Here is a 25288-nt window from a genome sequence, read left to right as displayed (position 1 = left end):
GAGGGTGGAAATATGAAGAAAAAGATGCCGGTTTTTGTATTATCAACGGTAGCAATGAGCATGATTTTAGGGGCGTGTAGTTATCAAAAAGATGAGCCGCAAGCGAACGCAAAAGGGGATAGCGGGAAAAGCGGTGCGAAGCAAGTTATAAACTTAATTGAAACACAAGAAATTCCAACGATGGATCCAGCTTTGTCAGCTGATGCAGTTTCTTCGAAAGTAATGAACAACACGATGGAAGGACTATACCGTCTTGGAAAAGATGATAAGTTAGTTCCAGGTGTAGCGAAAGAATTCAAAAAGTCAGAAGACGGTAAAAAATATACATTTAAATTACGTGAAGATGCAAAATGGTCAAATGGTGAACCTGTAACAGCGAAAGATTTCGTATATGGATGGCAAAGAGCAATTAATCCAGATACAGCTGCGAAATCGGCGTACATTATGTACGATATAAAAAATGCTGAGAAAATTAATAAAAAAGAGATGAGTCCAGACCAATTAGGCGTGAAAGCGATTGATGATCATACATTAGAAGTAGAATTAGATAATTCTATTCCATATCTTGTTGATTTAATGGTCTATCCGATCTTCTATCCTGTTAATGAAAAGTATGTGAAAGAGCAAGGAACGAAGTTTGGTTTAGAAGCAAATACAACACTTTATAACGGACCATTTACATTAAGTGATTGGCAACATGAACGTAGCTTCAAAATGACAAAGAGCCCATCGTATTGGGACAATAAAGAAGTGAAGCTTGAGGAAGTAAACTTTAATATTGTAAAAGATACGTCTACGCCAATTAATTTATATGAAACAAACGCAGTCGATCGAGCGACGTTATTAGCAGAGTTCATCGATAAATATAAAGGAAAACCAGATTTCAAAACGGTAGAAGATACATCTGTATTCTTCCTTCGCTTAAATCAAAAAGACCCAGCTTTAGCAAATAAAAATATTCGTAAAGCAATTTCACTTGGTTTTGACCGTAAACCATTCGTTGATACGTTATTAAATAACGGTTCTAAGCCAGCGACTGGATTAATTCCAGATAACTTCATTAAAGGGCCGGATAACAAAGATTTCCGTGCTGAAAATGGAGATATTGTAAAACCGAATGTGAAAGAAGCGAAAAAGTATTGGGAAGCTGGTAAAAAAGAACTTGGTAAAAATGAAATCGAATTAGAGATGTTAAATGAAGACGTGGAATTATCGAAGAAAACTGGTGAATATTTAAAAGGTGAGTTAGAAAAGAATTTACCAGGTTTAACAGTGAAAATTAAACAGCAGCCATTCGCGCAAAAACTAAAATTAGAAGATGCGGGTGACTATGTAATGTCATTCTCTGGATGGAGTGCAGACTTCCCAGATCCAGTTACATATCTTGATATGTTCGTAACTGACGGAGCACAGAATAAAATGAATTATTCTAATCCGAAGTACGATGAGATTATTATGAAAGCGAAGAAAGATGGAAGCGACGTAAATGCTCGCTGGAAAAATTTATTAGACGCGGAAAAAATGTTACTTGATGACGCCGCGATTGTTCCAGTATATCAACGTGGTAGAGCATATTTACAAAGAGAAACAATTAAAGACATGTACAACCATAAGTATGGTGGGGAAGTAAGCTTCAAATGGGCATCAGTAGGAAAATAACAAAAAAAGCAGGTGATTACCTGCTTTTTTTAGTACGTACGTTTTTTATAAATGCCTTTTCCGCCAACTTGGTTCCAGCCAGATTGTATATCTAAACTTTTGTTAACAAACTTCATTTTTTCTTTCCCACCAAAGAGTTTTTCACCGATGCTATTTGTAATGACACCAATCAATGCTGTTATTCCGATGATGAGGGTAGCAACAATGATAAAATCAGTAAAAAAAGCGATCATATGCAAATTCCCCCTTGCCTGTCTATATTTTTATTGTATGAGATAAATGGTAAAAAAGAAAGAAATGTCAGAAAAATATTCGATTTACTTTAGAAAGCATATAGACATGAGCGGGGAGATTTGTTAAAATAAGAACAGGTGTTCTTATTTTTTTTCTAACCTTTAGAGTCTTACATTTTTCAATTGTTTTGTCGGGAAAAGGTAAGAAAACGCTCTTTTTTTGATAGGGAAGATTGTGAAACTGTAATTGTATATCAATTGAAAATTATTGTAGAAAGTAAGTATCAAAAGGGTTGAAGATCGTTGTTAAAGGACAGTTTTAATGAGTGTAATCATGTTACATAGCAGTGGAGTACACGGAGAATTTTTCTCAACTAGCAGTAAATTCACTGTATATTTCTTGCAAAAACTATTGTATAATGATTATAGAAGTTACTTATTAAAAGTAATTGTTGTTGCTTACATGAATTGCGATTTTTTACTTTGCTATAAGACAAGTTATCGCGAAAAATTGCGGAAGTTAGAAATTTAAACTGTAATTAGTACAGAATTTGTACTCTTTAAGGAGAGTGAGCTTTGTATGGTAACATTATATAGTTCTCCAAGCTGTACGTCTTGTAGAAAGGCGAAATTATGGCTAGAGGAAAATCATATTCCTTATACAGAACGTAATATTTTCTCAGATCCATTAACGATTGATGAGATTAAAGAGATTTTACGTATGACAGAAAGCGGAACGGATGAGATTATTTCTACTCGTTCAAAAGTTTTCCAAGAATTGAATGTGAACTTAGAGTCTTTACCACTTCAAGATTTATATAAGATGATTCGTGACTATCCAGGTATTTTACGTCGTCCAATTATGATTGACGAAAAACGCCTTCAAGTAGGTTACAACGAAGACGAAATCCGTCGTTTCTTACCACGTACAGTAAGAACGTTCCAATTACGTGAAGCACAGCGTCTTGTAAATTAATTATAATAATATGAAAACCTTCTACCTATTATAGAGTAGAAGGTTTTTTTTTTACTGTTTAACATTACGTAATCGCACTTGTTGAACGACAAAGCCTATGCATAAAATCGTGAAAATGAACAAATAAGGGATACTTGTGGTAAAACTAGGATTATGATGGAAAAACGTTGCAAGTCTGCTTTCATGTGTAATCATTTTTCCTGCTGTATAGGCGAGAACTGCTGCTCCACAATAAATGAGAAATGGAAAGCGTTCCATGAGTATTAAAATAAGTTTGCTTCCCCAAATGATAATCGGGATAGAAATGAATAAACCGATTATTACGAGTGAAAGTCTTCCGTGAGCTGCTCCTGCAATGGCAATAACATTGTCAAACCCCATAACGAGATCCGCGAATACAATTGTACGCACAGCTTGGAATAAAGTTGTTTTTCCTTTGATAGAAGAAAGATCGTTGTTATTATCAGTGAGTAAATTTACCGCAATTAATGTGAGTAAAATTCCGCCGATGAGTTGTAAAAATGGGATATCAAGTAAATAGACAGCTAGTATTGTGAGGAGAATTCGTAGCACAATTGCTAAAATAGTACCAATCAAAATAGCTTTATTTCGTTTTGCTTCAGGTAAATTTCGGCTAGCTAGTGCGATGACAATTGCGTTATCACCACCTAGTACAACATCGATACCGACAATCATTAGTACAGATGTTAAAAACTCTAAGTCCATTCGTCTGCCTCCATTTATGATGTTTTAATAAGCGAAATATATGTATGTGGTGAAGAAAGTTTGTCTAGTTTTGATCCCGCGCTCCCAGGGACAAAATAATCACCTCTAATAGAAGTTTCACTTTATTACAGTGTACGAGGGAATATGGGAATGTATGTCCAAATTTTTTGCGAGCAGTGAATTGGTATAATGGTATATTTATTCCGATTGGTGCGAGCTGATAATCAGTGGAGGATGAAAAAATACTGAATAAAGTTTTCCTTTATATAAACAGTCGAATGAGGATAGGCACATAACTATTTTTGTAAAATAAATCGATTTTATTTCCCTTCTGGAGAATCTTATCATAAAATGAGAGTACGAGAATCTATTGATTTGTCATATGAGTGGGGGATCCCTTCATAACAATTCTAAGCAGGAAGGGAGCGTTGTATTTTGGATATTGAAAGAATTAATGACCATACGATGAAATTTTTTATTACGTACATTGATATAGAGGACAGAGGGTTTAACCGTGAAGAAATTTGGTATGATCGCGAACGAAGTGAAGAGCTCTTTTGGGAGATGATGGACGAAGCTCGTGATCATGATGATTTCTTTATCGATGGGCCGTTATGGATTCAAGTGCAAGCAGTCGATAAAGGGATTGAAGTACTTGTAACGAAAGCGGAGCTTTCAAAGGATGGGCAAAAGCTTGAACTACCAATAGGTGTAGACAAAATTATAGACATTCCTCTAGATGAAGGCATCGAATCATTATTCCAGCAAGAATTAGTGGAAGAGGTAGAAGAACAAGTAGGAACAAACTTTAATGAAGATGGTACGTTTGGCTTTTTAATTAAGTTTAATGATTTTGAAGATGTCATTTCATTAAGTCATCGTCTTATCTTTGAAGATATAAAAGATGAATTGCATTCATTTGAGGACCGCTATTATGTATATGTGGAATTCGATGAAGTGCTACATGATGAAGAAGAAATTGATCGTATTTTAAGTATTGTTTTAGAATATGGAGAAGAATCTACTTTAACGATTCACCGTGTAAGTGAGTATGGGAAACAGGTTGTGAAAGAGCGTGCGCTTGAGACAATTCGCAACAATTTCCCTCCTAAAATGTAGGCCGATTTCTATAGTATGAAATCGGCTTTTTTTATGAAGAATAGGAAGGCTTTCTTAGTAAGGAGGTAAGAGATGAAAAACACGTTAAAACTACTTTTCTTTTTTCTACTATTGTTCGCATTATTTGTTTCATTACGCATGTTTATTGATGTAGCATTTTATTCGGATGTCATTGGGATAAAGGATGTTTCGATTTTAGGTATTATTAGTATTTTATTTACGGTTTCCGCATTTTTAATTGGATGTGTTATTTTCTTAGAAAACCGCCATCCGTCTAAAACACTTACGTGGTTAATCGTACTAGGTATTTTTCCGGTGTTCGGTTTCTTTGCCTATCTTTTATTTGGACAAAATTTTCGCAGAAAAAGAATGTTCCAAAAGAAGGCATTACTTGATGAACAGGCGTTTTTACAATATAAGGGACACGAAGATTACGAAGAACGGATTTTACGAAATCATAAGCATCAAGAATTGTTATTTCGTTTAGCAGATCGATTGGGTGCTTTAAATATTTCATTTCAAACTGAAACGAGAACATTAACAAATGGAGACGAAACGTTTCAGGCAATTTTAGATGGGTTAAATCGAGCGAAACACCACATTCATATGGAGTATTACATTGTGCGTGATGACAAGCTCGGTACAGAAATTAAAGATATTTTAATAAAAAAATCAAAAGAAGGCGTTGTCGTTCGTTTTTTATACGACGCGGTTGGAAGCTTTAAATTATCAAATTCGTATATTGAAGAATTGAATGATGCAGGAGTAGAAATGATTCCATTTTTCCCTGTGCGTTTTCCAATTTTAAACGATAAAATTAATTATCGAAACCACCGGAAAATCGTTATTATAGATGGAAATGAAGGGTTTGTGGGTGGATTAAATATTGGTGATGAGTATTTAGGGAAAGATAAATATTTCGGTTTTTGGCGAGACACGCATTTATATTTACGCGGTGAAGCAGTTCAAAGTTTACAGCTAATTTTCCTTCAAGACTGGTTTTATATGACTGGTGAGGCGGTATTAGCACCTGAATATTTACAAGCGGAAGCAGTTGAGGGTGATCATTGGGGCGGAGTCCAACTTGTTGGAGGTGGACCGGATAATAAATGGGAAACAATTAAACATTTATATTTTGCAATGATTGCTTCAGCTAGGAAATCGATTTGGATTGCAACACCATACTTTATTCCAGATGATGATATTTTATCTGCATTAAAAGTAGCTGCACTTGCTGGTATTGATGTTCGTTTGTTAATGCCAAGTAAGCCAGATAAGCGCACTGTCTTTTATGCATCAAGATCGTACTTTCCGGAGTTATTAGATGCAGGAGTAAAAATATATGAGTATGAAAAAGGTTTTCTTCATAGTAAAGTTGTTATCGTTGATTCTGATCTCGCGTCAATTGGGACAGCTAATATGGATATGAGAAGTTTTCATTTAAACTTTGAAGTAAATGCCTTTTTATATGACACAGATAGCATTCGAAAGCTCGTTCAAGATTTTAAAGACGATTTAGAAGAATCCAGTGAAATTCATGTTGACCGATTTCATAAGAGACGTCTTCATAGGCGGATTGTTGAATCGACGTATCGGTTATTATCACCTTTATTATAGAAAGAGATGTCCTAATTTAGGACATCTCTTTTTTTGAGAGGAATTTGTAGTAAATTGTAGAATACAAGGAGTTGAAAGGGTGTGATTGTGATGTTTATTGCAAGGAGAGAAAACGGAGAAAAAATTCATCTATTATATAACGGGGATGAAGAGCTTTTACGCGAAATGCGTAAACGAGAAAAATTATTTTGTACAGCTTGCGGAAAAGAAGTGCAAATGAAATTAGGAAAACAGAAGAGGTGGCATTTTGCTCATAAGAAAGTGGAGTCATGTCTTGCCTTTTATGAAGCAGAATCTATGTATCATATGCACGGTAAAGAATTGTTATATAGATGGCTAAAAAGTCAAGGTTTTCATGTAGATATAGAGCGTTACCTGCCGGTAATCCAGCAACGGCCAGATATTTATGTAGAGAGAGCGGATAGAAAAATTGCGATTGAATATCAATGTGCAAATCTCTCCATAGAGCAGCTTTATAAGCGAACATATTCGTATTGGCAAGCTAGTATACAAGTCATCTGGATAATCGGTGGAAATCAGTTGAAAAAGCAATCCGCCTATTGGATGACATTCTCCTCCCTTATGGCGTTCTCCTTACAACCTTATCCTCAGCCATTTCTTATTTTCTTTTGTCCGAAACAAAAATCGTTTATGAAATGCGCATTTATCACTCCGTTTTCTACAAATGTCTCTTTCTCACATACTATTTATTTACCAACCGGTACGACTACTGTTGACATGCTCTTTTCTTCCGTTCCTTTCCAAAAAGAGATATTAGGACAAGAATGGAAGAGAAAAAAGGACCATTTTAGGCAAAATGCTTTATCTATCTGGAATTATAATCATAAGTCACTACTTCGCCTCTTATATCAATATAAATGTACCCCAGCGAGTTTTCCTTCTGAAATCGGTGTTCCGCTCCCATCCGCGTTTGCTTTTCAAACAAATCCATTTATATGGCAAGCTTCTCTTTATATGAAGTGTATAGGTATGCTTAAGGTAGGGGAGTATATTTCTCTGCAATACGTATGTAACTATGCAGCAAAGTATACGAAGAGGCGTCTACTTCCGTATTTTGTACAACATATATGGAAGGTAGCAGTTGCAGAGTATATGACATTTTTATGTTATGTAGGTGTATTAATAAAAGTAGGTATTAATAAGTATCGAAAAATACGAGATGTTATTTTGTTAAAAACAGAGGAAGAAATTATGAAATATGATGAAATTTGCTTAGCACATGCACTATCTCTATTTGAGACAAAGTACAACATGAGAGAGGGAAAAGGGGATATAATAAAGACTGATCGTGAAGGAATTACATAAGAAAAATCGAATTGTACTTAAGTAGAGATATTATAAGGAGGGCTTAAAGAATGGCTGAACAAAATACAGTAAAATCATTACCAAATCGCAATGAGATTGAAGAAGCAAATACATGGCGATTAGAAGATATTTTCCAAACAGATGCAGAATGGGAAAAAGAATTCCAAGCTATTAAAGAGCTATTACCGAAGTTAACTGAATTTAAAGGGAAGCTTGGCGACTCTGCGGACAAGTTGCTTGAGGCATTGCAATATGAAGATGAAATTTCAATGCGATTAGGTAAGCTATATACATATGCACATATGCGTTACGATCAAGATACAACAAACTCTGTGTATCAAGCATTAAATGATCGCGCAACAAATTTATACTCACAAGTATCTAGTAGCACAGCTTATATCGTGCCTGAAATTTTATCGATTTCAGAGGATACGTTACAATCATTCTTAAAAGAAAATAGAGACTTAAGTGTATATGAACATGCATTAGAAGAAATTACGCGTCAACGCCCGCACGTATTATCAGAAGCTGAGGAAGCTTTGTTAGCAGAAGCGTCTGAAGTGATGAGTGCATCAAGTAATACATTTGGTATGTTGAATAATGCGGATTTAAAATTCCCATCTATTAAAGGTGAAGATGGAGAAGAAGTAGAAATAACGCATGGTCGTTACATTCAGTTTTTAGAAAGTGATGATCGTCGTGTGCGCGAAGATGCATTCAAAGCTGTATATGAAACGTACGGAAAGTATAAGAACACATTTGCAAGTACGCTAAGCGGGGCTGTGAAACGTAATAATTTCAATGCACGCGTTCGTAAATACGATTCTGCACGTCAAGCTGCATTAAGTAATAATAATATCCCTGAGGCGGTGTATGATCAACTTATTGAATCAGTAAATGATAATTTACACTTACTACATCGATACATTGATATTCGTAAGCGTGCTCTAGGTCTTGATGAGCTTCATATGTACGATTTATATACACCACTTGTACCAGAAGTGAAAATGAATGTGAAGTATGAAGAAGCGCAAGAAATGTTATTGAAATCTTTAAATGTACTTGGTGATGAATATGTTGAAATTTTAAAAGAAGCATATGAAAATCGCTGGGTAGATGTATATGAGAATAAAGGAAAACGAAGCGGAGCATATTCATCTGGTGCATACGGAACAAATCCGTATATTTTAATGAACTGGCATGATAATGTAAATAATTTATTTACACTTGCTCATGAGTTTGGTCATTCAGTGCATAGTTACTATACAAGGAAGACACAACCGCACGTATATGGTGATTATTCAATCTTCGTTGCAGAAGTAGCATCAACTTGTAATGAAGCGCTTCTAAATGATTACCTATTGAAGACGACAGAAGATAAGAAAGAGCGTCTATATTTATTAAATCACTATTTAGAAGGCTTCCGTGGTACTGTATTCCGTCAAACAATGTTTGCAGAGTTCGAGCATATCATTCATAAAAAAGTACAAGAAGGACATGCGGTTACGCCAGATATGTTAACGGAGATTTACTACGATTTAAATAAGAAATATTTCGGAGACGCTTTAGTAATCGATAAAGAAATCGGTTTAGAATGGTCTCGTATTCCGCATTTCTATTACAACTATTACGTATATCAATACGCAACAGGATTTAGTGCAGCGACAGCTTTGTCAAAACAAATTTTAGAAGAGGGACAACCAGCAGTAGAACGTTACATTAACGAATTCTTAAAAGCTGGGAGCTCTGATTACCCAATTGAAGTGTTGAAAAAAGCAGGAGTAGATATGGCATCGCCAGAACCTGTAAAAGAAGCATTACAAGTATTTGAAGAGAAGTTAAATGAATTAGAAGCGCTATTGTTTGAAGAGAAATAATGAGAAAAGACGAGGGATTTTATCCTCGTCTTTTTGTTTGAAACATTTTCTCAAAAGCATGATATGTCGATATTTGTCGAATAATTAAAGTGATTTTCTTTACTTTTTCTATATTAGAAGGAATTTTCACGACTTATTTTTGTAGTTAAAATCCTTTAAATCGTTTTCTATAGTTGAAATAAGAGACAGCGATGACGATAACTCCGAATAAAAGAGGGAAGGCAATAATTTTAGGAAAAGCTTGTAGTAGAGAGAGGATATACAAGAAAAAAGAAACAATAACACATAGAAAGATAAGAAAAATATGAGATTTTTTCATAAGGAAACCTCCTAAATTGCTTTTTTTATAGCTTATTCAAGAATGAAAACGTTTAGAATGTGACAAAAGTGTGAAATTCGACAAAAGGGGTTGTCAACTAACGTCGAATCTTGTAATATAATAAGCGTGAACGAATTCACATACAAACATATACCCCTTTGTTTGAACGTGAAAATTTCTCCCATCCCCTTTAATATTTTTATAAGCCGTAAAGAAAAAGACCTGGTGTTTACACCAGGTCTTTTTCTTTTGCTATCCATTTCCAATAACGCTCGCACTTCACTTCAATCATTTGTACTTTTCGTTTTAGTTGTAATTTCTTTAGTTCGCGCTCTATTTCTTGCTGAGGGCAGTCATATATAAATGAGATTTCCTTTGAAGAAATAAATTGTGTTGCTTCTAGTAATACTTCTAAAGGAGGTAATGGCTCTGGCTCAATCTCGCATTTTACAAGTTCTTTTAATAGCTGTACGTATACATCATAGGAATAAATTCCTGTGATTTTAATACCTTCCTCGTCTGAATTTGCATGGAAAAATAGGAGGGAAGGTATTTCTGTAATATGCATCTCATTTGTGAATTTCAGGTCGCATTGGAAAGCTTTTTTTGCGCTAACTGAGTGTAGGTCCTTTTTAAATTCCTCTACATCGATGCCACTATCTTTAGCACATGTAAGTAATAATTCACAGTCAGGGTTTGATACATTTTCAAGCAAAATGTATTCTTGGAGTTTTCGCAAAAACTTCGAACCTGCTTTTCGCCCTTGCAACTCCGCCGCCTTAATTGCCATCGAAACTAAATACGGTGTTGACGATGCCTCTTGCATATGTACTTTTCCATCACATGAAAAACCCTGTAAACTTGTTGTTTTTTCCCACACAAATCGAATATTAGCAGGTTTATTCCATTTGTGTGAGGAAGCGTTTGCCCCGTCCACTTTTCCTGTTACGATATGACGAATAGAGAAGTATTTCCCATACTCAAGCCATAGTTTAATAATAAATGGCTCGATATCCCAGCAATCTTTACAAAGTGGATCAATAAATAAATATGCTTCTACAGACTTATGCTCGCATGTGGAAGGAGAAGGCATATTTATATGCTTTGCTTCCTGCTTATCCATTACACTTCACCTGTTTCATTTGGAGTATTGACCATATGTTGAGCAGTTAATGCTAAACGTTCAAAAACAAACTCTCTTATATGACCGTGCACTCCTGTATCATCCATTGCTTGCTCCATACATGATAGCCAAGCTTCTGCGCGTTTTGGAGTAATCTCAAACGGAAGATGGCGTGCTCTTAGCATAGGATGCCCATGTTCTTCAGTGTATAAATTAGGGCCACCTAAATATTGTGTTAAAAATTGTTTCTGCTTCCTAGCAGTTTCTGTTAAATCATCCGGGAAGATCGGAGATAAGTCAGGGTGTTTACTGACATAGGAATAAAATGTATCCACTAATGTTGCAATGCATTGTTCACCGCCAATTGCTTCAAATGGTGTCATCGGTTGCTTGCTCATCCTTTATAAACTCCTTTTTCCATGAAATGTATATCTATTGTAGCAATGGGATGTTATGAAGAGCAACTAAACAGCCTTCATAACATTCTTTGCTTATTCTATATGTTGCTAATAAATCTTCACTTTCCAAAAAGGTGAAACATAGCCACCAGTAAATCATTTCTGTACTGATGGAAATTTTACTTTAGCGCTCTTCGTTTTGTTTGGCAAGGAAAAAGCGTTTTACTTTGTTGTCTGTATGACGAACTGGTACGTTATGTTGCTTTAGTAAACTCATAAATGCGGCTTTACCAGCTTCCTCATCTTGTACCTCATATTCGATTTCATAATCATCGTGATTGTAATAGAAACTATGATCAAAGACAAGTGTTCCGCCTTCAAATAATGTTTCAGCTCTTTCTGTTGTTAAACTTCCCATATAAGTTAAAGAGGAAACTGGAATTTGTAGTTTCTGAAGTTGATCCATTACAGTGCCTTGAATGATTACGTTTGTTTCCATCATAAGTTTTGCTTCTTTTTCAGTTATAGATTGATGAGTTTCTAATAAACCAATTTCAGCAGGTTGTTTTAATGTGAATGTATAAGTTCCATCTTTATGACGAATACGAAGTGCAGAGCCCGCATCTTTTAAAGAGAAGTGAGGCGTTTCAAAGTAGTGATTCACTTGTTTTGTAAATGCTTCAATAGAAAAAGATTTGCATAATGTTTGGAATTCTTCCTCTGTAACCATATTTTTAAATTCAATTTCAATTTCTTGTGTCATTTTATGCGCTCCTTTTGAAAAATAATTCTTTCCACATTATCGCTTTTTCGCAAATTTGGTTCAATGTTTTATTTGTTTGCGTCCATGTTATGATACAATAATACTGTTAAGTAAGACAGGAAGTTGAGATGGAGGAGTTTGAGCATGCAAAATAAAATTCAAGTTAAGAGCGTAGAAATGAGAGAGAATGCGCTTATTTTTTGTGCGGAAAATACTGAAATAGAGGTAAAGGAGTTAAGTGCGCGTAATCACGTACTTGTAGACTCAGACAATTTATCATTTTTATATATCTTAGAAAATGAATCATCTTTCATTTATGTAAGTATTCCGCATACATGCTGGGAAGCAATACATGAAGCGATGAATAAAGATACAGCGATGTTTATTCGCGTGAATGATGTTGAAATAGAATTAGAAGGATTAAAAGAAGAAGTAGAATATTTAGTTGAAAATATTGAAGGTAATGCAAATTACGGAGAAGAACTAGTAACTGCTGTAGAAAAAGTGTTTCTATAAGTAAATGGATTGATTTTGGTGGTGGTTGAAATGAATCGTAATTGGGAAGAATTTTTAGCACCTTATCACCAAGCGGTGGCGGAGCTGAAAGTGAAACTAAAAGGAATGCGTACTCAATTTGCAATGTTAACGGAGCATTCTCCAATTGAGTTTGTAACAGGAAGGGTAAAATCGGTTGCAAGTATTATTGATAAAGCGGAGAAGAGAAATGTACCGCTAGACCGGCTCAGAGAAGATATGCAGGACATCGCGGGCCTTCGAATGATGTGTCAATTTGTTGATGAGATTAAGCCTGTTGTAGAATATCTTCGAAAACGAAATGATTTTGAAATTGTGGAAGAACGTGATTATGTAACGCAAAAGAAAGATAGCGGCTATCGCTCTTACCACGTTGTCATTAGTTATCCTGTTCAAACGATACAGGGAGAAAAAAAAGTGTTAGTGGAAATTCAAATTCGCACGTTAGCGATGAATTTTTGGGCAACGATTGAGCATTCTTTAAATTACAAATATAGTGGACGTTTTCCTGAAGATATTAAAATACGCTTACAACGTGCAGCGGAAGCGGCATTTTTATTAGATGAAGAAATGTCTTCCATTCGTCTTGAAATTCAAGAAGCGCAAAAGATCTTTTCACGAAAGCAGGAAACGAAAGATTCTGAATCATAAACTAAAGGGTGTTGGGCGATGAAATTTACAATTATGTCAAAGGGCGATCAATCATCAGATACATTAGCAAGTACGATGAAAGAATACTTGTTAGATTTTGGTTTTACGATGGATGAAAAGGAACCTGATATTGTAATTTCTGTTGGGGGAGATGGAACGCTTTTATATGCGTTTCATCGTTACTATAATCGATTAGATGAAACCGCATTTGTTGGTGTACATACAGGGCATTTAGGTTTCTATGCAGATTGGTTACCGACGGAAGTAGAGAAGTTAGTGATTGCGATTGCTAAAACACCGTTCCAAGTAGTTGAATACCCACTTTTAGAGGTGATTATTCGCTATGTGAATGGTAGTAAAGAGTCGCAGTATTTGGCGATGAATGAAGCGACTGTAAAAAGTGCAGAAGGAACATTAGTAACAGAAGTGGAAATACGCGGAGAGTATTTTGAAACGTTCCGCGGAGATGGTCTTTGTATTTCTACTCCTTCAGGAAGTACTGCGTATAATAAGGCACTTGGCGGAGCGATTATTCACCCTTCTATTGAAGCGATTCAAATTGCAGAAATGGCATCAATTAACAATCGTGTATTTCGTACGGTAGGTTCACCGCTCGTACTGCCGAAACATCATACATGCGTTTTAAAGCCGGCTGCAGGAATGAACTTGCAAATTACGGTGGATCATTTGACGATGGTTCATCAAGATGTGAAATCAATTCAGTATCGCGTTGCAAACGAGAAAGTACGATTTGTTCGTTTCCGTCCGTTCCCGTTCTGGAAACGTGTCCGTGACTCGTTTGTTGCAGATAAATAGAGAGGGTTTATATATTTGAACAGATTTACATTGAAATGGGATATACAGCTTGCAGATGAGGGGACTTTAGTTAGAGAGTTTTTGAAAACGAAAGGGATTTCGAAAGCTGCTTTAACCGATATAAAGTTTCACGGCGGAGCTATTGAAGTAAACGGTCAACATGCGAGTGTTCGCCACAAGTTACAAGCCGGTGAAGGGTTACAAGTCTTCTTTCCATTCGAGGAAAGAAGTGAAGGGATGGAAGTAGAAGATATTCCTTTAAATATTGTATATGAAGATGACGCAGTGCTTGTTGTAAATAAAGAAGCATATATGTCGACAATTCCATCTAGGGAGCATCCATCAGGAAGTGTTGCAAATGCTCTGTTATATCATTATGATAAACAGAACCTTGCAAGTACAGTGCACATTGTAACGAGACTCGATCGTGATACTTCAGGACTTATGTTAATTGCAAAAAATAGATTTGTTCACCACCTTTTATCAAAGCAGCATCAACAAAAAGGGGTGAAACGAACGTATGAGGCGATTGTTCATGGGACTATTTTAGAAGAAGTAGGAACGATTGATGCGCCAATTGGACGAAAAGCGGAGAGTATTATCGAGCGAACGGTCTGCGAAGATGGTCAAAGAGCTGTCACTCATTTTAGAGTGATGGAGAGTTCTTCCGATAAGACGCATGTATCGCTTGAGCTCGAGACGGGAAGAACACATCAAATTCGTGTACATATGGCATATATAGGGCATCCGCTACTTGGGGATGATCTATACGGCGGCCGAAGAGATGTGATAAAACGTCAAGCGCTTCATAGTACATCGTTGACGTTTTATCATCCTATTTTAGAAAAGGGAATGACTTTTACCGTAAGTATCCCAGATGATATGCAATACGCTTTACATAACAAATAAAAGGGAACAAAATTCTTATCATAAAAAGAATTTTGTTCCCTTTTTTTAGCGAAATAATATTAAAATTTGATTTTCACCAGTACGTTTTATAACGAAAAAGCCACTTTCAGCTTTTGTAGCAATACCGTCATCATTTGGACGACAATATCCATGCGGTTCGCAAGTGCCATCATCACGTACTAACATTTGTCCAATTAATCCGACAGGAAGCCAATCGGAACGGTCTTTTCTTGCTATATATTTGCAAGCTGGATCCCATTCTGTATTTAAAAGTGGTTGTATTTCTTGTGTTTCTGTACGTACATATTGACGCTTTCCGAAGTTATCTGTTTTATAGCGCTTTTGCCAACTTAAAGCACCACTATTTCCTATAAGAGCGGGGGTTGCACTAGATATTCCTAAAATGAAAGAATCGCTTGAAGTAGCTATCCGAATTTTTTCTTCGTTACTAAATGTAACGAAATAACCGACATCAATAGCTTTATGGTCCGCTGTTTCAAACATTTGTGCAAAATCCGTTCCGCTTGCATTGTAAGAAGCACCCTCAATGTACATTTCTCCATTATGAGCAAGCCATTTAGCGCCGATATTATGATCGGTATCGTTTGTTCCGTTTGCAATAAACCAAGAATAGGCTTCTTCGGCCGTGCCGAATCGCCCCATAATATGGCTTCCTGCAAAATGAGCTGTTGATGTATGATTACCTTCCGCATGAGAAGAGAATCCATTAGCGATAGTTGCGGTTCCTTCTGCGTGTGCTGCTTCGCCTAAAGCAATCGTATGTTTACCTTCCGCGTGAGAATAAGAGCCGCCTGCTGTCGTTTCACTTCCTTCACTATGCGAACTATGTCCAGTTGCTTTTGTTTTCGATCCTTCTGCATGAGAGCAAGTTGCTTTTGCGTGTGTAAGTAGTCCTTCTGCATGTGAAACTGTACCCTCTGCATGCGAGTGAAGCCCTTCTGCATGTGAATATCGGCCTTCTTTTTTTACTTTCGTATTTTCAGGTGCAGGAGTCTGAATTATGATCGTTTTTTCTGTTTGTATATCATTTGATGGAGTTAATGCTTCTTTTATTTTTTTTACTTGGTTTATAATAGCGGTTGGAATTTCTGGTTGTATTTTTTTATTTATTGCTACAGGAATGTTCTCTTCCGTATTTTCCTGTTTTTTCTCAGAATGCAGTACTTGTTCATCGTGATGAGAGAGATGTTTATTTTTTTGCTGCATCTTTACTTTTCTACGATTGATTATGCGACTCATTACAGCATTTTCTAAAGAGACATATTTTGTTTTAGCTTTGCTCTTTTTTGATGACTCTTGTTCTTCCAGTTCTTCTATAGCTGCAGCTCGAATACCGCACCAGTTGTTAATTCCACACATGGGCTGATATAAAGGGTAGAATTTTCTTTTTTGTTTAGAAGATTTTTTTTTCATTCTGTCACCTCCTGCGACATTATATGTCGTGCAATTAAAAAAAGATGCACTTTATTGCATCTTTTTTAATTGCTTTACCTAGATTTATATAGGGTACGTCTAGAAAATATGATAATCTCTCGTTAATCGTGAATTGTACGAAGTAGAGAGGATTATGAAATTGGGCGGAATTTCTCAGGGACAAAAGGAAGGGAAGAAGGGACAGAAACGGTCTCCATTTCAGGATAACGTAATCCAGTTAGCTTACCTCCAAATACAGCGCCAGTATCGATATTGACTGTATGATTTACAAAACGAGGTTCTTTTACTGGTGTATGTCCATATATAATCCAAGCGTCCCCCTTATATTCTTTCGCCCAGTCGCGACGGACAGGAGAGCCATCATCATGTTTTTCACCTGTAATATCACCATATAATACAAAGGTTTGTACTTTTTTATCTTGTCTTCCTATGTAATCTTGCCGAATACCAGCGTGACAGACGATTAATTTTTTTTCATCCAGTATGTGATATAGCGGTGATTGTTCGTAAAGAGTAATGAATTTTTCTTTTATTATTTGTTGCTTATTAGAAGGCAATGCTTCATATTCTGCAACAGTTGTTTCGAGCCCATGAGCGATTGTAACATTACGTCCAAGGAAGAAACGATACAGTTTATTACAGTGATTTCCTGGAGCATAATAAGCCTCTTTTTTATTGATGACAAGTTCCCATACAATTTCAATCATATGTAATGAATGAGGACCGCGGTCTGTAATGTCACCAACGAATGCAAGCTTTCGCTGGTCGGGATGAACTGGCAAGCCACTATTCCATTTATATCCTAGTTTCGTCGTTAAGTTTTGAAACTCTTGGAAGCAGCCATGAATGTCACCTATAATGTCATATTTCATATTTAAACCTCCAGCCTATTTTTCATTAGTATAACTAAAAAAGGATAGAGATAAAAATATCGTTTTTTGCACGGTTTATTTAAACATAAAAATTTTCGTCCGTGAGCGAACGTTTAAAATAAATCCAATCGCAATCATGTATGTAAGCAACGAACTTCCTCCGTAGCTCATAAGGGGTAATGTGATCCCTGTAATAGGGAGCAATCCGATTGTCATCCCGATATTTTGGAATACTTGAAAAGTGAACATACCGATCGTACCAGCGCAAATGTAACTCCCGAAAGGATCATTACTTTCTAAAGCGATATGAATCATGCGAAAAATGAGTAAGAAAAAAAGTGAAATAATGATATTTGCACCTAAAAAACCAAATTGTTCAGCTACATTCGTGAAAATAAAGTCTGTATGTGGTTCTGGAAAATATACTTGCCCATTTTCCCATCCATTTCCTTGCATTTCTCCTGACCCAGTAGCTAAGAAGGCTTGTCTTAATTGATAGCCTTGCGCGTCATATTCGTAAGGGGCCAGCCAACCATAGAAGCGGTTTAATTGATATTCTTTTAAGATATGCTCCTTAAAGAATTCTGTATGAGCAATATAAATATACGTTAAGGTAGAACCTGCTGTGAAAATAATGGAGACTAATCCGAAAATAAAGCGCCAACGTATACCGGAAACTAGTATCATTGTTGCAAGCATCGCTGAAATTACCATTGTGTTTCCTAAATCAGGTTCCTTTGCAATAAGTAGTAGTGGTGGCAAACTCGTTGCGAATATTTTTCCGAGTAAGATAAAATCTTCACGAGGTGTTTGAAAAAAATATTTTTCGTTATGATTAGCTATAATTCGTCCAATGACGATAATTAAAAATAATTTCATAATTTCTGAAGGCTGAAAATTTCCGATACCTGGAAGCCTGTACCAAGCGGTAGCCCCTTTAATTGTAACGGCACCTGGAACCTGAAGTTCTAGCCCGATAAGTAGTATCATTGCAAAGCCATATAAATACCAAGCAATTTTTTGATACCGATCGAAATCGATAATCATAATAACACCAATAGCGAAAAATCCAATGAAGTACCATTGTATTTGCTTGAGTGCAAAATTTACATTTTGTAAAAATGGTGGTAAAGAGGTTTGCGCACTTGCAATAGCAAAGCAACTAACAGTCCCAATGGCAAATAAAATGAATAGTAAAACGTAGTCTATTTGATATTGAGAATTTGTATCTTTCAATGTATGTAATCCTTTCTGCTGCTCTTTATAGTAATGGATTTTATAATATGAGAAAGAATGTATGAACTATACGAGTGATTCACATATAGTCCATACACTTTTGATTTTGCAGAGTAGTTTAACTCTTTAACTCTTTAATAATTATATCCAAACAATGGGAAAGACGTACATGTGCGTCAGGAAAAATGTCTGGTTGATGAAGATAGTATTTTAAGGAATTTTTACACCATTGGTAAGCACTAAGTAGAGCTGTTCTATAGTCTGTTTCATTAAGTAAAAAGCCATATTTTTTTGAAGTTATAACGAGATGCATGAAATCTTCAGAGCCTTCAAGTAGCTTACTGTGTAGTTGTTGTCCAGCATGGTAGCGAAATTGACTTAAAGGATCAGAAATGTATACTGCATCTCCTTTAGAAAGTAAAGAAATCCATGATGCCATATCAACACTGCAAGCGTATTGTCGCCCTTTAAGTGTGCCAAAGGGTTCCGTGAGAAACTTTTTTCGAAACAAAGCGGTGGTAGGTTCACCGATAATATTGTGGCCATCCTTTAACATCCATTCGCCTAAAAATATTCCGTTTAATGGAGTGTCTTCACTATATAATCTTTGTGTTGGGTGAGCATCACCTATTTTATTTCCATGCTCATCAATAAGTACGCGATAAGAAGTGACAAGAGCAAGATTGTTATTGGAACCTTTCTCGAAATAGTCCATCATTTTTTGTATTTTATGTTCATAAAACACATCATCGTCCATTAAAAAATTTATATACTCACCATTCGATTTTTCCATGAGCATAAGGTCATTGTGGAATTGCCCTAGAGTAGAGGTGTTTCGAATGTATGTTATGTTTTTATAATACGGTAAATACTGTTCACGTATTAAAGTCTCTGTTTCATCATTTGTACTATCATCACCGATGATGATTTCAATGTTTGGATAAGTTTGTGCTAAAGCACTTTCTAGAGCGATTTTGAAATAATGAGGTCGATTATAAGTGGGAATAAGTATGGAAACGAGAGGTATATTCTTTTCACTCATCATACGTAACTTCCTTTCAGAAGCTTTTTTTTGTAAGAACAATATCTTGATAACTTGTATATTCATGTCTGCCGCACCATAAACCATAATGCGGTTTATTCATTATTTCTAAGCCATATTTATTCAATAAAGCGCAAATATCTGTTTCAGGATAAGCAACTGCGAAATTCGGAATATCTTTATTTACAACGTAACAATTTTCAATTTGATGATAAAATCCTAATGTACTTAGTCCGGCATTTAAGTAATAGGATGACTCAGGATTTATTAAAAAGAACGTAATAAAACATCTCCCGTCTTTCTTTAACACACGTACAATCTCAGATAAGTAATGTTCTAATTCTTCCGGGAGAAGGTGCGTAAATACAGAAGTCAAAAAGATAAAATCGAATGTCTCATCTTCATACGGAAAACGATATTGAGAGGCATCTTCTTTTCCTTTTGGATTGTAAAATTGATTGTATATGTCAACGTGTTCAAAATGAAAATTATTACGTATAGTTGCAATATTATTTTGGCACCAAGTAATTCCATCTTTAAATAGATCAAATCCATAATACGCTCCATCATCAGTTAAGTAATTTATTAATGGTACAGCCATTCGGCCGACACCACAGCCTACATCTAATACTTTTTCATTTGATTTTAAAGCGCCAATTTGAATAAAATGCTTTAGGAACTCTTTTCCAACCTTTTTGAAGTCGCCACCTACATATTGGACGAGTTCGGGAGGGGGAAGTAACGTCATTTCTTTTTCAAGTTCGCTCATAAGTATACTCCTTTCTTGTGATGGAAAATTAAGTGAACAGTATTTGTTTTATCTAGCTATTTGTAGTCTTTTTATTAATTAAAGTTTCACTTTGTAGTGAGAGAATAATAAGCGAATGATTGTTATATGTAAGGAGATTCCTAAAACGACTAATTTATTGTGTTAGAAGTGAGAGTAAATAATGAGTGAAAATGGAACCTCCTGCTAATTGAAATTTCTTTTATTCTTTTCTCCAATAAGCACCAAATACGTCGACTTGAGTAATAGGGGCTTTTAAATTTCTATGATTTCTAAAGTCTGTCACAGCCTGAGCGCATGGTGGTAGCCCATAGTCATCAATAATTATATAGCCGCCCTTAGAAACTTTATCGTATAAGTTTACGAGACTATCCATGGTGGATTCGTACATATCACCGTCAAGGCGAGCAATCGCAATTTTTTCTATTGGTGCTGTTGGTAACGTATCTTTAAACCAGCCTTTTAAAAATTTCACTTGATCATTTAATAAATCATATTTTCTAAAATTCTCTTGTACTTGTTCTAAAGAAACACGTAAGTAATCGAAAGAGTGTAAATAATCTCCGTAATCTTTCGGATATTGTTCTATATTTGGTGCTGGCAAACCTTCAAATGAATCCACAACCCACACATTACGATCAGTAATGTTATTTGCCTGTAAAAAACCATTCATAAAAATGCAAGATCCTCCGCGCCATACACCAGTTTCAATAAAATCGCCCTCTATATTTTCGTGGACAACTGTTTCTAGTGCTTCATGTAACTGATTCATTCGCTCTCGACCAATCATACTGTGTGCTGCTCTTGGCCAATCCATCCCATCTTGACGTTCACTTTTTAAAACATCTGGTTTCACAATTTTTAAGTTATGGTTTTCAGCATATTGCTTAATGAATAGAGGGAGCGGTACTGTAACTGGTTCATATGGAAGTTCCTTAGAAATATGTAACGAAGCTGGTAAATATGGTTCATATTCTATCCATATTTCAAATAAAATTGTTTTCTTTAACAATTCCAGATAAAGCTGAACAGCAGATTTATTTTCCATATTTTTGCCTCCTGCAAAGTGTCATACAACAATATGATTATGTAAGTAGTGAAAGTTTCATGATTGAATTTACAATTGAAAAAGCAGTAAAACTAATATCAGTTTTACTGCTAAGTAAAAAATTAAGCGATTTTTTCAATAATAATGGATGCACTTGTACCAAGAGCTAGAGATAACCCAAGTCCTGTAACAACAGCTTCCACCATTGATGGAGTTATTGTAATTTGTGTAATTGCCTGGATAACGAGAGGCGCTCCAACTGAGATTAAGCTTGTGCCTGCACCTGGTACATTAAGGCCATTAACTTGAATTGCAAGGCTACCTAATACACTTACTAATGCAGTATATGCGATAACAGTAATTTTGTAGAATCCAGTTTCACTTATGATGAAAGTATCAGCGTCTAATTGAGAAATTGCTGTACCAAACTGAGATCCAACCGTGTTAAACGGTACGGGAGCATTAACTCCAATAGCTAAAGAAATTGTAGCAGAGTTAAATGCATACAATCCTGCTGGAAGTCCTAATCCAGATGGCCCAGTCGGTCCAGTCGGCCCAGTCGGTCCAGTCGGCCCAGTCGGTCCAGTCGGCCCAGTCGGTCCAGTCGGCCCAGTCGGTCCAGTCGGTCCAGTCGCACCAGTGTCTCCAGTAGGCCCAGTAGGCCCAGTAGGTCCAGTCGGTCCAGTTGGCCCAGTCGGTCCAGTTGCGCCAGTGTCTCCAGTCGGCCCAGTCGGCCCAGTCGGTCCAGTCGGCCCAGTAGGCCCAGTCGGTCCAGTCGGTCCAGTAGGTCCAGTAGGCCCAGTAGGTCCAGTCGGCCCAGTAGGTCCAGTAGGTACGGTAGGTCCAGTAGGTCCAGTCGGCCCAGTAGGTCCAGTTGGCCCGGTTGGAAGTGTAAACGGTGGTATTGGTGGTAAAGTTGGACCTACAAGATTAGGATCAAATGCACTAGCTGATAATGATTCATCAGGATTTAGGCCATCTGAATAATTATTATTTGACATAAATTCACCTCCATAAAGCTTTCATTATATAGTAGATGCAAAATCGCAAGAAAATGACACGGACATTTGAATTATTAAAAAGAAATCTTAAATAGCTTGAACAAGTTAAAAAAATGGAAAGTTTATTGTATGTATAACATATGATTGAGTTGGAAGAGGGTGATTATGTTGAACAAGCAAGGAATTACAATTAGTCTATGTATGATTGTTCGCGATGAGGAAAATACAATAGCTCGATGTTTGGATGCGATTGAAGAAATTGTTGAAGAAATTGTAGTAGTTGATACAGGTTCTGTTGATCGAACGAAAGAAATTGTAGAGAAATACACTCCTAATATATATGATTTCCAGTGGATTGATGATTTTGCTGCGGCTAGAAATTTTGCTTTTTCAAAAGCGACGCAAGAGTATATATTGTGGCTAGATGCAGATGACGTATTATTAGAAGATGCTCAAGAAGCGTTGAAACAATTAAAAGGAGAATTAGATTCTAATGTAGATGCTGTTTCGATGCCGTATCATCTTGTAATGGATTCTAACGGGAAACCTCTTTATTGCACAAGAAGATATCGACTTGTAAAGCGCGAGAAACAGTTTCAATGGTTTGGTAAGGTGCATGAGTATTTAGCGGTTTCAGGTGAGATTTTTAATAGTAATATTGCAGTTACACATAAAAAGGAAAAAGAAGTAACGGATCGTAATTTGAAAATTTTTCAAAATGCTGTAACAGCTGGAGAAGAATTGAGTCCGAGAGATTTATTTTATTATGCGAATGAATCTATGGATAATCAAAAATACAATGATGCAGTTCTTTTATATGAAACATTTCTGAAACAAGATGAAGGATGGTATGAAGAGAAAATTTATGCATGCGGTAAGTTAGGGGATTGCTATGCGAAGATCGGAATGTGGGAGAAGGCCGTTGAGGCTTGTGCAAAATCGTTTCGATACGATGTTCCTAGAGGAGAGAATTGTACAAGAATAGGATATATATATATGGATCAACAAAAATATAATGAAGCGATATTTTGGTTTAAATTGGCAACGGAAGTACCTCTGGCAACGGATAGTCCGTTTCACAGTCCAGCTAGCTACACATGGATTCCCTATTTACAAATGTGTATTTGCTATAGCAAGTTAGGAGATCAAGACAAAGCTTATTATTACAATGAATTAGCAGCTTCTTATGTTCCGAATAATGCTGCAATCGAATATAACCGTAAATATTTTCGGGGTGTTTTTGATAAACAATATAAGGCGTAATGTATCCTGTTTTTAGGAAATAACTTGTTATTATTCTAATGATGATAGATTGGCTATATATTAGAGTATCGGCAGAGAGGATATTGTTTGTAAAATGTATTTTGTTCATATGATATATATATTTCAAATTCAATTTACATAAGGAGTGTGTGAAATGAATCGAGAAAAAAGTTCTTTATATGAAGAAAAATCTGATTTTTATTATAATGCAGCCAATCCAAATTTATTGAAGCATATAAAAAAGGAATGGAAAGAAGTTCTTGATATTGGTTGCTCGAGCGGTGCATTGGGAGCAGCCATAAAAGAAAATGGCACACGTGTATCAGGAATTGAGGCATTTCCAGAGGCAGCAGAAAAAGCGAAAGAAAGACTGGATCACGTTATTTTAGGTGATATAGAAAAAATAGATCTTCCTTACGAGAAGGAACAATTTGATTGCGTCATATTTGGAGATGTATTAGAGCATTTATTTGATCCATGGGCTGTGATAGAAAAAATTAAACCATATATAAAACAAAATGGTGTGATTTTAGCTAGTATCCCGAACGTTGCTCATATTTCAGTGTTAGCTCCCTTACTTGCTGGAAATTGGACATATACAGAGTATGGCCTGTTAGATAAAACGCATATTCGTTTCTTTACTTTTAATGAAATGCTAAGAATGTTTTTAAAAGCAGGATATTCTATTAGTAAAGTAGATCGTGTATATGTTGATCATAAAATGTATGAACCGCTTATTGAAGAATTATATGAAGTTTGTAAAAAATATCGTCTTGGAAGTGGCTTCATGGCTGAGACGGTTGTATTCCAATATATTATTGAAGCAGAAAAATCACAATTATGAGTGCCGCCGAAAAAACAATATTATTTGTTACATGTATAAATGATCGGAAATTATATGCACAATGTGTGCGACATATATTGAAGTTGGCAGTACCTCCAGGATATATTGTGCAATTTATGCCGATTCGAAATGCGAAAAGTATGACGGGCGGATACAATCAAGCCATTTCACATCCAGCGAAATATAAAGTGTATTTACACCAAGATGTCTTTATTATAAACGGAGCTTTTCTATACGGATTAATTCAATTATTTGAGGAACATGAACATCTTGGGATGATTGGGATGGTTGGAGCGCAATATGTTCCTCCAAATGGAGTATGGAACGAGGGGCGTGGGATTGTCGGGAAAGTCATTGGTTATATGAACGATTTGTTTTATATGGCAAGTTTAGAGCAACCATTTCATGAATCAAAAACGTTTATTCCTGTTGAATGTATTGACGGTTTGTTGATGGCGACACAATATGATATCTCGTGGCGAGAAGACTTATTTGACGGATTTGACTTTTATGATGTATCTCAATCATTTGAATTTAAAAAAGCAGGATATACAGTCGGTGTCCCTGTACAGCGCGATGCGTGGTGTATTCATTATCATTTCGATGTAAATATGACAAACTATGAAAAGCATAGAAAAGTATTTGTAGAGAACTATATGTCAGATGTGAATAAGGAAGAATAGAGGGGCTACAA

27 protein-coding genes are annotated in these 25288 nt (G+C 36.0%); 14 read left to right on the top strand and 13 right to left on the bottom strand.

Annotation, left to right across the window (positions count from 1 at the left end; translation table 11 throughout):
- Window positions 1–12: 12 nt before the first annotated feature.
- Complete coding sequence (locus QCI75_RS20930; protein ID WP_144504135.1) at window positions 13–1659, top strand: peptide ABC transporter substrate-binding protein; 1647 nt, start codon at window positions 13–15, stop codon at window positions 1657–1659.
- Window positions 1660–1688: 29 nt separating this feature from the next.
- On the opposite strand, the gene QCI75_RS20925 is transcribed toward QCI75_RS20930, so the two are convergent.
- Window positions 1689–1892, bottom strand: coding sequence for a hypothetical protein (locus QCI75_RS20925; RefSeq protein ID WP_144504137.1), 204 nt, complete (start codon window positions 1890–1892; stop codon window positions 1689–1691).
- A gap of 322 nt (window positions 1893–2214) precedes the next feature.
- On the opposite strand from QCI75_RS20925, the gene QCI75_RS20920 reads away from it, so the two are divergent.
- Together QCI75_RS20920 and spx are read left to right on the top strand one after the other, a co-directional pair.
- Window positions 2215–2424, top strand: a complete 210-nt coding sequence (locus QCI75_RS20920) for a hypothetical protein (RefSeq protein WP_078180016.1) — start codon at window positions 2215–2217, stop codon at window positions 2422–2424.
- Between the two features lie 48 nt (window positions 2425–2472).
- On the top strand, window positions 2473–2868 hold the full coding sequence (gene spx / locus QCI75_RS20915; protein WP_002011348.1) for a transcriptional regulator Spx: 396 nt from the start codon (window positions 2473–2475) through the stop codon (window positions 2866–2868).
- A 51-nt stretch (window positions 2869–2919) separates the two neighbouring features.
- Here the strand turns inward: spx and QCI75_RS20910 are convergent, their stop codons facing one another.
- Window positions 2920–3594, bottom strand: coding sequence for a TerC family protein (locus QCI75_RS20910; RefSeq protein WP_144504139.1), 675 nt, complete (start codon window positions 3592–3594; stop codon window positions 2920–2922).
- A 435-nt stretch (window positions 3595–4029) separates the two neighbouring features.
- Here QCI75_RS20910 and mecA point away from each other — a divergent pair, with 435 nt between their 5' ends.
- The 4 genes from mecA to pepF all read left to right on the top strand — a co-directional run bounded on the left by mecA (window position 4030) and on the right by pepF (window position 9533).
- The gene (gene mecA, locus QCI75_RS20905) at window positions 4030–4713 is read left to right on the top strand and encodes an adaptor protein MecA (RefSeq protein ID WP_002011351.1); all 684 of its coding nucleotides are present in this window, start codon (window positions 4030–4032) and stop codon (window positions 4711–4713) included.
- Window positions 4714–4785: 72 nt separating this feature from the next.
- Window positions 4786–6330 carry a cardiolipin synthase gene (locus tag QCI75_RS20900; RefSeq protein WP_098778100.1) on the top strand — a complete coding sequence of 515 codons (1545 nt, stop codon included), beginning with the start codon at window positions 4786–4788 and terminating at the stop codon, window positions 6328–6330.
- A gap of 90 nt (window positions 6331–6420) precedes the next feature.
- Window positions 6421–7656, top strand: a complete 1236-nt coding sequence (locus QCI75_RS20895; protein WP_353761563.1) for a competence protein CoiA — start codon at window positions 6421–6423, stop codon at window positions 7654–7656.
- A gap of 50 nt (window positions 7657–7706) precedes the next feature.
- Complete coding sequence (gene pepF / locus QCI75_RS20890; protein WP_144504141.1) at window positions 7707–9533, top strand: oligoendopeptidase F; 1827 nt, start codon at window positions 7707–7709, stop codon at window positions 9531–9533.
- Between the two features lie 145 nt (window positions 9534–9678).
- Here pepF and QCI75_RS20885 read toward each other — a convergent pair whose 3' ends face one another.
- The 4 genes from QCI75_RS20885 to QCI75_RS20870 all read right to left on the bottom strand — a co-directional run bounded on the left by QCI75_RS20885 (window position 9679) and on the right by QCI75_RS20870 (window position 12136).
- On the bottom strand, window positions 9679–9852 hold the full coding sequence (locus QCI75_RS20885) for a hypothetical protein (RefSeq protein WP_000748141.1): 174 nt from the start codon (window positions 9850–9852) through the stop codon (window positions 9679–9681).
- Between the two features lie 229 nt (window positions 9853–10081).
- A complete protein-coding gene (locus QCI75_RS20880; RefSeq protein WP_098778104.1) occupies window positions 10082–10975 on the bottom strand; it encodes a ClpXP adapter SpxH family protein in 894 nt (297 codons plus the stop codon).
- On the bottom strand, window positions 10975–11373 hold the full coding sequence (locus QCI75_RS20875) for a globin domain-containing protein (RefSeq protein ID WP_098778105.1): 399 nt from the start codon (window positions 11371–11373) through the stop codon (window positions 10975–10977). The genes QCI75_RS20880 and QCI75_RS20875 overlap by 1 nt, the downstream gene beginning before the upstream one ends.
- A gap of 184 nt (window positions 11374–11557) precedes the next feature.
- Window positions 11558–12136, bottom strand: coding sequence for a CYTH domain-containing protein (locus QCI75_RS20870; RefSeq protein ID WP_353761105.1), 579 nt, complete (start codon window positions 12134–12136; stop codon window positions 11558–11560).
- A 144-nt stretch (window positions 12137–12280) separates the two neighbouring features.
- Between QCI75_RS20870 and QCI75_RS20865 the strand changes: the two genes are divergently transcribed.
- The 4 genes from QCI75_RS20865 to QCI75_RS20850 are packed head-to-tail and all read left to right on the top strand — an operon-like array spanning window position 12281 to window position 15046.
- Window positions 12281–12652: a UPF0738 family protein gene (locus QCI75_RS20865; protein WP_353761104.1), complete on the top strand. Its 372-nt coding sequence runs from the start codon at window positions 12281–12283 to the stop codon at window positions 12650–12652.
- 30 nt (window positions 12653–12682) lie between these two features.
- On the top strand, window positions 12683–13321 hold the full coding sequence (gene yjbM, locus QCI75_RS20860; protein WP_002170849.1) for a GTP diphosphokinase: 639 nt from the start codon (window positions 12683–12685) through the stop codon (window positions 13319–13321).
- Between the two features lie 18 nt (window positions 13322–13339).
- Window positions 13340–14137: an NAD kinase gene (locus tag QCI75_RS20855; protein ID WP_000673196.1), complete on the top strand. Its 798-nt coding sequence runs from the start codon at window positions 13340–13342 to the stop codon at window positions 14135–14137.
- A gap of 15 nt (window positions 14138–14152) precedes the next feature.
- Window positions 14153–15046, top strand: coding sequence for an RluA family pseudouridine synthase (locus QCI75_RS20850; protein WP_144504147.1), 894 nt, complete (start codon window positions 14153–14155; stop codon window positions 15044–15046).
- 45 nt (window positions 15047–15091) lie between these two features.
- On the opposite strand, the gene QCI75_RS20845 is transcribed toward QCI75_RS20850, so the two are convergent.
- The 7 genes from QCI75_RS20845 to QCI75_RS20815 form a co-directional block, all read right to left on the bottom strand.
- Window positions 15092–16480, bottom strand: coding sequence for a peptidase G2 autoproteolytic cleavage domain-containing protein (locus tag QCI75_RS20845; RefSeq protein WP_144504149.1), 1389 nt, complete (start codon window positions 16478–16480; stop codon window positions 15092–15094).
- Between the two features lie 152 nt (window positions 16481–16632).
- Window positions 16633–17373, bottom strand: a complete 741-nt coding sequence (prpE, locus tag QCI75_RS20840; RefSeq protein WP_353761103.1) for a bis(5'-nucleosyl)-tetraphosphatase PrpE — start codon at window positions 17371–17373, stop codon at window positions 16633–16635.
- A 75-nt stretch (window positions 17374–17448) separates the two neighbouring features.
- Window positions 17449–18609: an FtsW/RodA/SpoVE family cell cycle protein gene (locus tag QCI75_RS20835; protein WP_353761102.1), complete on the bottom strand. Its 1161-nt coding sequence runs from the start codon at window positions 18607–18609 to the stop codon at window positions 17449–17451.
- Between the two features lie 118 nt (window positions 18610–18727).
- Window positions 18728–19654: a glycosyltransferase family 2 protein gene (locus QCI75_RS20830; RefSeq protein WP_353761562.1), complete on the bottom strand. Its 927-nt coding sequence runs from the start codon at window positions 19652–19654 to the stop codon at window positions 18728–18730.
- Between the two features lie 13 nt (window positions 19655–19667).
- A complete protein-coding gene (locus tag QCI75_RS20825) occupies window positions 19668–20420 on the bottom strand; it encodes a class I SAM-dependent methyltransferase (RefSeq protein WP_353761101.1) in 753 nt (250 codons plus the stop codon).
- A gap of 220 nt (window positions 20421–20640) precedes the next feature.
- Window positions 20641–21486: a TylF/MycF family methyltransferase gene (locus QCI75_RS20820; RefSeq protein ID WP_144504157.1), complete on the bottom strand. Its 846-nt coding sequence runs from the start codon at window positions 21484–21486 to the stop codon at window positions 20641–20643.
- Window positions 21487–21608: 122 nt separating this feature from the next.
- Window positions 21609–22487 (bottom strand): BclA C-terminal domain-containing protein, encoded by an 879-nt coding sequence (locus tag QCI75_RS20815; protein WP_353761100.1) that lies wholly within the window; start codon window positions 22485–22487, stop codon window positions 21609–21611.
- A gap of 165 nt (window positions 22488–22652) precedes the next feature.
- On the opposite strand from QCI75_RS20815, the gene QCI75_RS20810 reads away from it, so the two are divergent.
- The 3 genes from QCI75_RS20810 (at window position 22653) to QCI75_RS20800 (ending at window position 25277) form a co-directional block, all read left to right on the top strand.
- Complete coding sequence (locus QCI75_RS20810) at window positions 22653–23750, top strand: glycosyltransferase (RefSeq protein WP_144504161.1); 1098 nt, start codon at window positions 22653–22655, stop codon at window positions 23748–23750.
- A gap of 154 nt (window positions 23751–23904) precedes the next feature.
- The gene (locus QCI75_RS20805) at window positions 23905–24594 is read left to right on the top strand and encodes a class I SAM-dependent methyltransferase (protein WP_144504163.1); all 690 of its coding nucleotides are present in this window, start codon (window positions 23905–23907) and stop codon (window positions 24592–24594) included.
- Complete coding sequence (locus QCI75_RS20800) at window positions 24591–25277, top strand: glycosyltransferase family protein (protein WP_144504165.1); 687 nt, start codon at window positions 24591–24593, stop codon at window positions 25275–25277. Before QCI75_RS20805 ends, QCI75_RS20800 begins: the two co-directional genes overlap by 4 nt.
- Window positions 25278–25288: the final 11 nt, after the last annotated feature.

The organism is Bacillus cereus group sp. RP43 (genome assembly GCF_040459645.1).
Lineage (GTDB): Bacteria > Bacillota > Bacilli > Bacillales > Bacillaceae_G > Bacillus_A > Bacillus_A mycoides_C.
The sequence above is the reverse complement of the archived record's forward strand: the minus strand, read 5'-3'. Positions and strand labels throughout refer to the sequence as shown.